The sequence below is a fragment of the Mariniflexile maritimum genome, assembly GCF_009746565.1.
GTDB lineage: Bacteria > Bacteroidota > Bacteroidia > Flavobacteriales > Flavobacteriaceae > Mariniflexile > Mariniflexile maritimum.
Map to the genome: position 1 here is coordinate 161861 of NZ_WRPN01000002.1, position 11366 is coordinate 173226.

Below are 11366 nucleotides of genomic sequence, written 5' to 3' on the forward strand. Positions count from 1 at the left end.
AACTTGGAAAAATACATTGAAGTTATAAAAAAATCCTATTCTGGCTATTGGAACTACCTAAAGCACGAGCTAATCTCAATCAACCATTGGGATAATTTCTTTTATGGCCTAATCGTTATATCCTTCATTGTTTGGTTTTTGGAAATTATTTTTCCGTGGCGTAAGCAACAATCCATTTTCAGGAAAGATTTTTGGCTCGATACGTTCTATATGTTTTTTAATTTCTTTATATTGAATTTAATTGTGTTGATCGCCCTATCCAATACGGCTTCGGAACTATTTAAAGATGCTTTAAAAACTATTGGAATATCCTTTTCAAGCCTCCAATTATTTGATGTGGACGATTTACCAAAATGGCTGGGGCTGTTCGTTTTCTTCATCGTAACAGATTTTATACAATGGAACACCCACCGCTTATTGCACCGCATCCCTTTTTTATGGAATTTCCATAAGGTACACCATTCTGTAAAAGAAATGGGTTTTGCGGCCCACCTGCGCTACCATTGGATGGAACCCATAGTCTATAAATCGCTTTTGTACATACCCATAGCCGTTATTGGCGGTTTTGATGCGCAAGATGTGGCCATGGTGCACTTTTTCGCCTTAACCGTGGGCCATTTAAACCATGCCAACCTAGGTTGGGATTATGGCATTTTAAAATACGTGTTCAATAACCCAAAAATGCATATTTGGCATCATGTAAAAGAACTTCCCAAAAACAAGAAGTTTGGGATAAACTACGGATTGACCTTGAGTATCTGGGATTATATTTTTAAAACAAACCATGTTCCGTACAACGGAAGGGATATTGAACTGGGATTTGAAGGCGATGAAACCTTTCCAAGCGATTTTATAGCTCAAGAATTATATCCATGGAACAAGCATGGCTTCAATAAAAAAGCATGAAAAACTTCAAGCATAGTGCTATCTTCTTAGTAATTGCAGCGTGTTTGTGCACTGAAGGTGTTATTGCAACTGCTTTTGTAAAATGCGATGATAAAGCCGAAAAAGATACCGTTACAATAACTATTGATAACGTTGAAGCTTTTGGAGAAAAAAGCACTTTTAAAATAAGTATTTTGGAAGATAACATTCCAACCGAAGGGTTTAATCAAACAACGAAACGGGTTGTTGAAACGCACCAACTTTGGAACGAATTGCTGCAAAACCATGTTTCCAACAACGGGATTGTTAATTACAGGTCGTTTAAAACGGAGCACAAAAAATTGCGCGATTACATGTATGCTTTAAGTTTGTTTAAATCGAACGAAGGGTTTCAATCTATTTCAAGAGAAGAAACATTGGCCTTTTGGATAAACGCCTACAATGCCTTGACCATCGACTTGATTTTACGAAATTATCCCTTAAAAAGTATTAAGGATATTAAAGAGCCTTGGGGCCAACGTTTATGGAAATTAGGCGAAACTTGGTATGATTTGAATGAAATCGAACACCAAATTCTTCGTAAAATGGATGAACCACGTATTCATTTTGCCATTGTTTGCGCTTCGGTTTCTTGTCCTAAATTATTAAATGAGGCATATACCGCCAAAAACTTAGAGTTCCAACTTACAAAAGCCACTAAAGATTTTTTAAGTGAGAAGGAAAGGAATATAATTACGCCCAACGCCATTCAGATATCAAAAATATTTCAATGGTTTGCCAAAGATTTTAAACAAAACGGCGGTATCATTGATTTTATAAACCAATATACTGAAGTTAAGATTTTTAAAAACGCCAAAAAAAGTTATAAAGACTATAATTGGGATTTGAATGAGTAATATTTCCGTTATCATACCCATTCTTAATGAAGCGCAAACAATAGGGACTTTGCTCAACCATATTTTGGAAACTGCTTCAAACGACAACATTCTGGAAATTATTGTAGTGGACGGCGGAAGCACTGATGGTTCGATAAAAAGCGTTAAAACCTTTGCATCGCGGTATAACAAGTTGCAGCGTATCGAAACACCTTCGGATACACTAAAAGCGATTCAGATAAGGTGCATCCTTTCTGAAAAGGGAAGGGCCAAACAAATGAATTTTGGTGCCCAACATGCTCATGGAACCATTCTTTATTTTTTGCACGCCGATTCTTTTCCGCCTAAAAATTTTGATAAGTACATTTTGGAAGTAGTCGAAAAAGGCAGAGAAGCAGGTTGTTTTATCATGAAATTTGATAGCCAACATTGGTGGTTAACATTGGCTGGGTTTTTAACCAAATTAAACTGGAAAGCGTGCAGGGGTGGCGACCAAAGTTTGTTCATTACCAAAGCATTGTTCAACAAAATAGGGGGTTACAACGAGAGTTTTACTATTTACGAAGATAACGACTTAATAGCCAAATTATATAAAATCAAGCAATTTACGGTCATTCAAAGATGGCTTACCACTTCGGCCCGTCGTTACCAAATAAATGGTGTTTGGAAATTGCAATATCATTTCATGGTCATCCATATCAAGAAAAGTTTGGGCGCTTCCCCCAGTAGTTTAACGGCCTACTATAAAAAACACATCGTTTGACCGCCAAAACAGCTGCTGTTTTCACAACTTCTTTCAGAATATATTACAAGTGTAGCTTAACTAACTTTACTATTTTTTATCGATAAAAAAACCCTTAAACAATTGGTTTTAATTGTTTAAGGGCTAAAAGTACTCAAGGTGGGAATCGAACCCACACTCCGAAGAACCGGATTTTGAATCCGGCGCGTCTACCAATTCCGCCACTTGAGCTTGTTTCGGACAGCAAAAATATATATTTTTTCTATATTTTCAATAAAAATACTCAGTAATATACTTTTTAGGTTGAAATAAATGTATAAATTTGCACCTCGTTAAAACGAAGCGTATCCTTTTGTACTCTAAAACAACACGTTAACTATGCCAATTGTTATTACCGAAGCTAAAATTTTTGCATGCACGCAAAGCAAGGCACTTGGTGAAAGAATAGCCAAAGCTTTTGGTGCCGAATTGGGCAACGTTATTACCTCTACTTATAGCGATGGCGAATTTCAGCCTTCGTATGAAGAATCGATTAGGGGAACACGTATTTTTATTATCGGCTCCACAAATCCTGGGCCAGAAAACTTAATGGAAATGCTGTTGATGATTGATGCTGCAAAACGCGCCTCGGCAAGACATATTACCGCCGTTTTACCTTATTTTGGGTGGGCAAGACAAGACAGAAAAGATAAACCACGCGTACCTATTGCCGCAAAACTGGTAGCAAAAATGTTGGAAGCCGCAGGGGCAACCCGCATTATTACCATGGATTTGCACGCAGACCAAATTCAAGGGTTTTTTGAAAAACCAGTAGATCATTTATTTGCATCTACCATTTTCTTGCCTTACTTGCAAAACCTGAACTTGGATAACTTAACCATTGCATCGCCGGATATGGGAGGTTCAAAAAGGGCTTATGCTTATTCTAAAGCTTTGGAATGTGATGTGGTAATATGCTATAAGCAACGCGCAAAGGCCAACATCATTTCGCACATGGAATTGATTGGCGATGTTACCGGAAAAAATGTGGTTTTGGTTGACGACATGGTTGATACTGCCGGTACTTTAACAAAAGCAGCCGACTTAATGATGGAGCGCGGAGCACTAAGCGTTAGGGCCATTTGTACCCACCCCATTTTGTCTGGCAATGCGTATGAAAATTTAAAAAAATCGAAATTAGAAGAACTTATCGTAACCGATTCCATACCCGTTAAACCATTAAGCGATAAAATAAAGGTGTTAACCTGCGCCAATTTATTTGCCGAGGTTATGGAAAAGGTTCATAATAACAAATCAATCAGTTCGCAATTTGTGATGTAAAAGCCCCCTTCCAGCATCGCCAAAAGGGTAGAAAAAAAAGGAATATTATTAATAATCAATAAATAAATTTTAAATGAAATCAATTACAATCAACGGATCTCAAAGAGAAAGCGTGGGCAAAAAAGCAACAAAAGCCTTGCGTAATGCTGGTCAGGTTCCTTGCGTATTATACGGAGGAGATAAGCCAGTTCATTTTTATGCAGAAGAACTTAGCTTCTCAAACCTAGTATATACACCAAATGCGCACACAGTTGTAATTGCGTTAAACACGGGTGAAAAGTACAGTGCCATTTTGCAAGACATCCAGTTTCATCCGGTAACCGATAAAATTTTACACGTAGATTTTTACCAACTGTTCGATGATAAAGAAATTACCATGGAAATCCCAATCAGTTTTATTGGAAACTCCCGTGGTGTTAAAAACGGTGGTGTATTGCGTAAAAACCGTCGTAGTTTGCGTGTTAAGGCATTACCTGCAAACCTGCCCGATTTTATTGAAGCCGATATCACGCCACTTAAAATTGGTAGCAAACTTTATATCACGGCATTGCAGAACGATGCCTACAGATTCATGCACCCAGACAACACGGTTGTGTGTCTCGTAAGACGTTCAAGAGCTTCGGTGGATGCATTTGATGAAGAAGAAGAAGAGGCAGCAGCAGAAGCAGCAGCAGCCGAGGAAGCAGCCGCTCAAGAATAAAACGCTTTTAAATTAAATATAGGAAGCATTCTGATTAATTCAGGATGCTTTTTTATTTTTACCAAAAAAAGACATACAAATGGTAAGGTTTTTAGAATTTTTGTTTAAAAGGAAAACTGCCGTACCAAATACCACCATGAAAAAGTACTTAATAGTTGGGTTGGGCAATATTGGCGAACAATATGCACAAACGCGCCACAATATAGGGTTTAAAATATTGGACTATTTTGCGGCACAAGAACATCTTACATTTGAAACCCAAAAATTGGGTGATGTGGCTACGTTTAAACTTAAAGGAAGAACCTTTGTATTCTTAAAACCAAGTACCTACATGAATTTAAGCGGAAAGGCCGTTGTTTATTGGTTAACAAAAGAAAACATCCCTTTAGAAAATATGCTCGTAATTACCGACGATTTGAATCTGCCATTTGGGAATATCCGCGTAAAGACCAAAGGAAGCGATGGCGGGCACAATGGACTAAAAGACATACAGGAAAAATTAAACACCACCTTATATAACCGTTTCCGGTTTGGTATAAGCGATGTGTTTAGTAAAGGGCAACAGGTTGATTACGTGTTGGGTAAATGGACTGCCGAAGAAAACGAAAAACTTAAAGAACGTTTAGATAAATCTGTGGAACTTATTAAATCGTTTGGTCTGGCAGGCATCAGCATGACCATGAATGCCTTTAACGGAAAATAGTAGGCCAATAACGGAATGTTATAGCAAAAACGCTCTCCATTTTTTAAAAGAAGGAGAGCGTTTTTTTTATTTTTCAAATGTATTATGAACCGCACATGATGCAATCGTCGCCTTCAGTAGCTTTTGCCTGGGCTATTAACGCTTTCATTTCATCGGCAGTCATGGGCTCTATTTCTTGTGTAGGTTGTTTGTTTGCAAATTTAGCGGCGTTTGCTTCCGCAATCTGTTTTTTTTGTTCCCGAACCACATTTTGATTGGTCGTTTCTAAGGCTTCGGCCACTGGTTCTTCCTTTTTGGTGGTTTGTAGGGTAAACTTAATGGCATCAACCGCACTTTTGGTTCGCAGGTAGTACATGCCCGTTTTCAGGCCACTTTTCCATGCATAAAAATGCATAGAGGTTAGTTTTGCCATGGTGGCACCTTCCAAGAACAGATTTAAAGATTGCGACTGGTCTATAAAATAACCACGTTGGCGCGACATATCAATAATATCTTTCATGCTTAGTTCCCAAACGGTTTTATAAAGTTCTTTGATATGTTGCGGAATGGCATCGATACCCTGTACAGATCCATTGGCGCGCATAATTTCCTGTTTTAAACCATCGTTCCATAAACCTAGTTCAACCAAATCTTCCAGCAAGTGCTTGTTCACGATAATAAACTCGCCTGATAAAACCCTGCGCGTATAAATATTGGAGGTGTAAGGTTCAAAACATTCGTTGTTACCTAAAATTTGAGAGGTTGAAGCGGTTGGCATAGGGGCTACCAAAAGCGAGTTGCGAACCCCGTGCATTAAAACTTGTTTGCGCAGTTTGTCCCATTCCCACATGCCACTTAGGTCGTCATCGTTTAAGCCCCAAAGGTTGTATTGAAATTCGCCTTTGCTTATAGGCGAGCCTTTATAACTTTGGTAGGGTCCATCGGCCTTTGCTTCTTCCATACTGGCAGTAACCGCCGCAAAATAAAGCGTTTCAAATATATCTTGATTTAACTTTTTGGCTTCATCGCTTGTAAATGGCAGGCGCAATTGAATAAACGTATCAGCCAAACCTTGAACGCCTAAACCTATGGGGCGATGGCGTAGGTTGGAGTTTTCGGCTTCTTTTACAGGATAATAATTTCTATCAATAACACGGTTTAAGTTTTTGGTCACGCGTTTTGTAATGCGGAAAAGCTCTTTATGGTCGAACTCGCCATTTTTCACGAACATGGGCAATGCGATGGAAGCCAGATTGCAAACAGCCACTTCATCGGGCGAGGTGTATTCTAAAATTTCGGTGCATAAATTTGACGATCGGATGGTGCCTAAATTTTGTTGGTTCGATTTGCGGTTTGCTGCATCTTTGTACAACATATAAGGCGTACCGGTTTCAATTTGCGATTCAACAATTTTCTCCCAAAGTTCGCGTGCCTTTATGGTTTTTCGGCCCTTGCCTTCGGTTTCATATTTAGTGTATAGGGCTTCAAAGGTTTCGCTGTGCACTTCGTCCAATCCGGGGCATTCGTTAGGGCACATCAACGTCCAGGTGCCATCGGTTTCAACGCGTTTCATAAATAAATCGGAAATCCACATGGCATAAAATAAATCGCGTGCACGCATTTCTTCCTTTCCGTGGTTTTTCTTCAAATCTAAAAACTCAAAAATATCGGCGTGCCATGTTTCAATATAAATGGCGAAGCTACCTTTACGTTTTCCGCCACCTTGATCCACATAGCGAGCGGTATCATTAAACACTTGTAGCATAGGCACAATACCGTTGCTGGTGCCATTGGTGCCGCCAATGTAGCTGCCCGTTGCCCGTATATTATGTATTGCCAAACCAATACCACCGGCAGATTGCGATATTTTTGCTGTTTGTTTTAAGGTGTCGTAAATACCGTCAATACTGTCTTCTTTCATGGTTAATAAAAAACAGGATGACATTTGCGGTTTTGGCGTGCCCGCATTAAAAAGTGTAGGCGTTGCGTGCGTGAAGTACTTTTTGGACATGAGCTCATAGGTTTCGATAACCGATTCCAAATCGTTTAAATGGATGCCAACAGCTACACGCATCAGCATGTGTTGCGGCCGTTCGGCAATGGCGCCATTTAGTTTTAAAAGGTAGGAGCGCTCGAGGGTTTTAAACCCAAAATAATCGTAACTAAAGTCGCGGTTGTAAATAATGGTAGAGTCTAGTACATCTTTATTTTTCATAATAACCTCATACACATCATCGGCTAGGAGCGGAGCATTTTTGCCTGTTCTTGGGTTGATATAGGTGTGTAAATCGTGCATGACCTCGCTAAACGATTTTTTGGTATTTTTATGAAGGTTAGATACCGAGATGCGTGCGGCCAAACGGGCATAGTCGGGGTGTGTAGTGGTCATGGTTGCAGCAATTTCAGCAGCTAAATTGTCAAGTTCGCTGGTTGTTACGCCATCGTACAAACCTTCAATAACGCGCATGGTTACTCGTAATGGATCGACCAATTCGTTTAATCCATAACATAATTTTCGTACCCTTGCGGTAATTTTGTCGAACATTACCTGTTCTTTTCTGCCGTCTCTTTTTACTACATACATACTTTTGAGCGTTTTTATTTCCTGATACGCCTTCAGAAAATGGGTTAATGAATTATTTTAAGTAGTTTATTTATTTTTAAACAGATACTTAGTTTGATATTTTGATGGTTTTTTTGCTGCCATGGACATTTTTTGAGTGCTTTTCACGAAAAACTTCTTTTTTACTGGTTGAATTCCCTGTTAAAAATCGGCATCAAAGGTAAATTTGTCCTTTTCTTCTTCTTTGTTTAGAACGCCTGCTTTTTGATATTCGGACACCCGTTTTTCAAAGAAATTGGTTTTTCCTTGAAGAGAGATCATGTCCATAAAATCGAACGGATTGGTGGTATTGTACGCTTTCTCGCAATTTAATTCAGTTAGCAATCTATCGGTTACAAACTCTAAATACTGCGCCATAAGTTTAGCGTTCATGCCAATTAAACTTGCCGGTAACGATTCTGTAATAAACTCACGTTCAATGTTTAAGGCCTCGACCAAAATTTCCCTAATTCTGGCTTTAGGTACTTTGTTTACCAAATGGTTGTTGTGCAAATGCACTGCAAAATCGGCATGTACGCCTTCATCGCGTGAAATTAACTCGTTGGAAAACGTTAATCCGGGCATCAACCCCCGTTTTTTCAACCAAAAAATCGAACAAAATGCACCTGAAAAGAAAATGCCCTCAACCGCGGCAAAGGCAATTAAGCGTTCTGCAAAACTGGGCGATTTTATCCATTTTAAAGCCCAATCGGCTTTTTTCTTGATAGCAGGAAAATTGTCGATGGCGTTGAACAGTAAATCTTTTTCCTTTTCGTCATTAACGTAAGTATCGATTAAAAGGGAATAGGTTTCACTGTGGATATTCTCCATCATGATTTGAAAGCCGTAAAAAAACTTGGCTTCGCTATATTGCACTTCATTTACAAAATTTTCGGCTAAATTTTCGTTCACGATGCCATCACTGGCTGCAAAAAAGGCCAAAATATGTTTGATGAAATAACGCTCGTCGTCATTCAATTTGTTTTTCCAGTCTGCTAGGTCTTGGTGTAAATCGATTTCTTCAGCAGTCCAAAAACTGGCCTCCGATTTTTTGTACCATTCCCAAATATCATGATGTTGGATGGGGAAAATAACAAAACGATCTTTGTTTTCTTGTAAAATGGGTTCGACTTGCTGAGACATTGAGGTGTTTTTTAAAATGAAGGTTAAACAAAAAAGTATCACTTAGTGAAGCAACAAAGATTCAAAAATGATGTTAGAAATGAAAGGTTTAGTTATAAACATTGTCGAGAAGTTTTTAACAATTATTAAAAACACTCAGTATGAGAAGTTTACAAAATGTTTAGGTTAAATAATTGAAAAACAGAAATATAACGTTTTAAGAAAAGAAAAAAGTTTACAGAAAAAATACAGTTTTTAACTATAAAACCCTTATTTTATACGAGGTTTAGAGCTTTTTTTTTCAATTAACAAGTTGTTTGCCACCTGTTCCAATTCGGTGTACCAAGCTTCGCCAAACTTTCTAATTAAGGCTTCCTTTACAAACTTATAAATAGGAACTTGCAGTTCTTTGCCCAATGCGCAAGCATCATCGCAAATTTCCCATTTATGGTAATTGACTGCTGAAAACTCGCTATAATCTTGCACGCGAATGGGATACAAATGGCAAGAAACGGGTTTTTTCCAAGAAATCTCACCTTGGTTGTAGGCTTCCTCAATGGCACAAAGCGCCACGTTGTTTTTATCGAAAATAACATAAGCGCAATCGGCACCATCAATTAGCGGCGTTTGCAATTCGCCTTCTTCAGAAGTTACAAAAACCCCTTGTGCTTCTATGGCCTTGATGCCTTTTTTGCGCAAAAACGGCTTAACTTTTGGATAAATGGCTTTCAAAATTTCCACTTCTTCGGTTTCCAAAGGCGCACCCGCATCGCCATCAATACAACAAGCGCCCTTGCAAGCGGAGAGGTTGCATAGAAAATCCTTTTTTATTATGTCTTCTGAAACGATGGTTTTGCCTAATTGAAACATATTTTAAGTGTGTAGGAGTTGACAAAAATAATGAAACTTTAGCGTTTAACCCCATACATATTAACTACAATGCCTACTTTTGTAGCGAAAGTGTAAAACGCAAACCTATGCAACTTAATTTAAGAGAAATATTTACGGCCTTTATGATATTGTTTGCCGTGGTTGACATTGTTGGCAATATTCCCATTGTAATAGATTTAAGGAAAAAAGTAGGCAACATAAACAGCAGGAAAGCGGCCATTATTTCTGGGGTTATCATGATTTCTTTTTTGTTTTTGGGCAAAAGCATTTTAACCCTTATTGGTATTGACGTTAACTCGTTTGCGGTGGCGGGGGCATTTATTTTGTTTTTTATTGCCTTAGAGATGATTTTAGGAATTACTCTTTACAAGCATGAAGAACACACCTCAAATACAGCTTCGGTGTTCCCATTGGCATTTCCGCTCATTGCAGGCCCCGGAAGTTTAACAACCTTACTTTCATTAAGGGCCGAATTTAAAACGGAAAACATTATAGTAGCCATTATATTAAACGTTATTGTTATTTTTATTGTTTTAAAAACATCGCGAACCATTGAACGTTTTTTGGGGCCAAATGGCATCAGCATAGTTAGAAAAGTATTTGGTGTGGTTTTATTGGCCATTGCCGTTAAGCTGTTTGCACATAATATAAAAGCCTTATTTGAAATTATATAAACCAAATTATCCATGAAAATTTTAACCATTATAATGAGCCTGCTCGCTTTGGCACTCATCATTTTCAACTTTACAAAGATAAATTTTGAAGCACCTTTTAAGGGCGAAAGCGCTGTTGCATTGATAACCATTTTAGCATCGCTTTGTGCGGTACTTATTTTGGCGATTTTAACCATATCAAAGCGAATTGAACAGAAAGTAAAAGAGCGTCGTTAATGTTTGATGCGTTAATAATAGGCGGTGGAGCAGCGGGTTTGCAATGCGCATTGGTTTTAGGATCTGCGGGAAATAAGCCGTTTGCCGCAAACAAGCGTATAGGTATTGTTGTTCATCAAAAAACATCGCATTTACAGACCGCACTATTTAACAATGTGCTAGGGTTGGAACCCGGAACTACGGGCACATCGATATTAAAAAAAGGAAAGCAACAATTAAAAGCCTTATATCCGCAGGTTGAACAGATTGAAAACGAAAAGGTTTTGAAACTTTCAAAACATGAAGGTGTTTTTAGTGTTGCAACCAATAAGCATGAGTACAATGCTGAAATAGTGGTTGTTGCTGTTGGCTATACCAACTTAATGACCATAAAAGGGTTGGAGCAGTATGTGGCGCCCCACCCCAGAGCCGAGCTTGAAAAAGACCGCATTTGGTTAAAGAACACCAATCATTTAGTTGAGAACAACCTGTATGTTGCTGGTTCGTTAGCGGGTTGGCGCAGCCAGTTTGCCGTATGTTCGGGTAGTGGCGCACAGGTGGCTACCGATATTTTAACACTTTGGAACAATGGAAAACATGTGAAGGTGCATGATAAGATTTGATTCTGTTTTGTCTTGCAAAGGTTTGAAGAAAAAAGGGGCTTTCAAATGTTCAGGG

12 protein-coding genes and 1 tRNA gene are annotated in these 11366 nt (G+C 38.6%); 9 read left to right on the top strand and 4 right to left on the bottom strand.

Annotation, left to right across the window (positions count from 1 at the left end):
- Positions 1–3: 3 nt before the first annotated feature.
- From GQO80_RS03535 to GQO80_RS03545, 3 genes are read left to right on the top strand one after another with little or no spacing between them, the layout of a single operon-like run.
- Complete coding sequence (locus tag GQO80_RS03535) at positions 4–906, top strand: sterol desaturase family protein (RefSeq protein WP_157206953.1); 903 nt, start codon at positions 4–6, stop codon at positions 904–906.
- The gene (locus GQO80_RS03540; RefSeq protein WP_157206954.1) at positions 903–1781 is read left to right on the top strand and encodes a DUF547 domain-containing protein; all 879 of its coding nucleotides are present in this window, start codon (positions 903–905) and stop codon (positions 1779–1781) included. Before GQO80_RS03535 ends, GQO80_RS03540 begins: the two co-directional genes overlap by 4 nt.
- Complete coding sequence (locus GQO80_RS03545) at positions 1774–2523, top strand: TIGR04283 family arsenosugar biosynthesis glycosyltransferase (RefSeq protein ID WP_157206955.1); 750 nt, start codon at positions 1774–1776, stop codon at positions 2521–2523. The genes GQO80_RS03540 and GQO80_RS03545 overlap by 8 nt, the downstream gene beginning before the upstream one ends.
- A 130-nt stretch (positions 2524–2653) precedes the next feature.
- Here GQO80_RS03545 and GQO80_RS03550 read toward each other — a convergent pair.
- A tRNA-Leu gene (locus tag GQO80_RS03550) sits at positions 2654–2733 on the bottom strand.
- 147 nt (positions 2734–2880) lie between these two features.
- Here GQO80_RS03550 and GQO80_RS03555 point away from each other — a divergent pair.
- The 3 genes from GQO80_RS03555 (at position 2881) to pth (ending at position 5225) form a co-directional block, all read left to right on the top strand.
- Entirely contained in the window at positions 2881–3822 is a 942-nt protein-coding gene (locus GQO80_RS03555; RefSeq protein ID WP_157206956.1) for a ribose-phosphate pyrophosphokinase, read from the top strand.
- A gap of 73 nt (positions 3823–3895) precedes the next feature.
- A complete protein-coding gene (locus GQO80_RS03560) occupies positions 3896–4522 on the top strand; it encodes a 50S ribosomal protein L25/general stress protein Ctc (RefSeq protein WP_157206957.1) in 627 nt (208 codons plus the stop codon).
- Positions 4523–4658: 136 nt separating this feature from the next.
- Positions 4659–5225 (top strand): aminoacyl-tRNA hydrolase, encoded by a 567-nt coding sequence (gene pth, locus GQO80_RS03565; RefSeq protein WP_394350990.1) that lies wholly within the window; start codon positions 4659–4661, stop codon positions 5223–5225.
- Positions 5226–5307: 82 nt separating this feature from the next.
- Here the strand turns inward: pth and GQO80_RS03570 are convergent, their stop codons facing one another.
- The 3 genes from GQO80_RS03570 to GQO80_RS03580 all read right to left on the bottom strand — a co-directional run bounded on the left by GQO80_RS03570 (position 5308) and on the right by GQO80_RS03580 (position 9798).
- Positions 5308–7788, bottom strand: coding sequence for a ribonucleoside-diphosphate reductase subunit alpha (locus GQO80_RS03570; RefSeq protein WP_157206959.1), 2481 nt, complete (start codon positions 7786–7788; stop codon positions 5308–5310).
- Positions 7789–7968: 180 nt separating this feature from the next.
- Positions 7969–8949 carry a ribonucleotide-diphosphate reductase subunit beta gene (locus GQO80_RS03575; protein ID WP_157206960.1) on the bottom strand — a complete coding sequence of 327 codons (981 nt, stop codon included), beginning with the start codon at positions 8947–8949 and terminating at the stop codon, positions 7969–7971.
- Between the two features lie 249 nt (positions 8950–9198).
- Complete coding sequence (locus tag GQO80_RS03580; RefSeq protein WP_157206961.1) at positions 9199–9798, bottom strand: DUF3109 family protein; 600 nt, start codon at positions 9796–9798, stop codon at positions 9199–9201.
- A gap of 107 nt (positions 9799–9905) precedes the next feature.
- On the opposite strand from GQO80_RS03580, the gene GQO80_RS03585 reads away from it, so the two are divergent.
- The 3 genes from GQO80_RS03585 to GQO80_RS03595 are packed head-to-tail and all read left to right on the top strand — an operon-like array spanning position 9906 to position 11311.
- A complete protein-coding gene (locus GQO80_RS03585) occupies positions 9906–10493 on the top strand; it encodes a MarC family protein (RefSeq protein WP_157206962.1) in 588 nt (195 codons plus the stop codon).
- A gap of 12 nt (positions 10494–10505) precedes the next feature.
- Entirely contained in the window at positions 10506–10709 is a 204-nt protein-coding gene (locus GQO80_RS03590) for a magnesium transporter CorA family protein (RefSeq protein WP_157206963.1), read from the top strand.
- Positions 10709–11311 (top strand): FAD-dependent oxidoreductase, encoded by a 603-nt coding sequence (locus GQO80_RS03595; RefSeq protein ID WP_157206964.1) that lies wholly within the window; start codon positions 10709–10711, stop codon positions 11309–11311. Before GQO80_RS03590 ends, GQO80_RS03595 begins: the two co-directional genes overlap by 1 nt.
- The last annotated feature ends 55 nt before the right edge of the window (positions 11312–11366 follow it).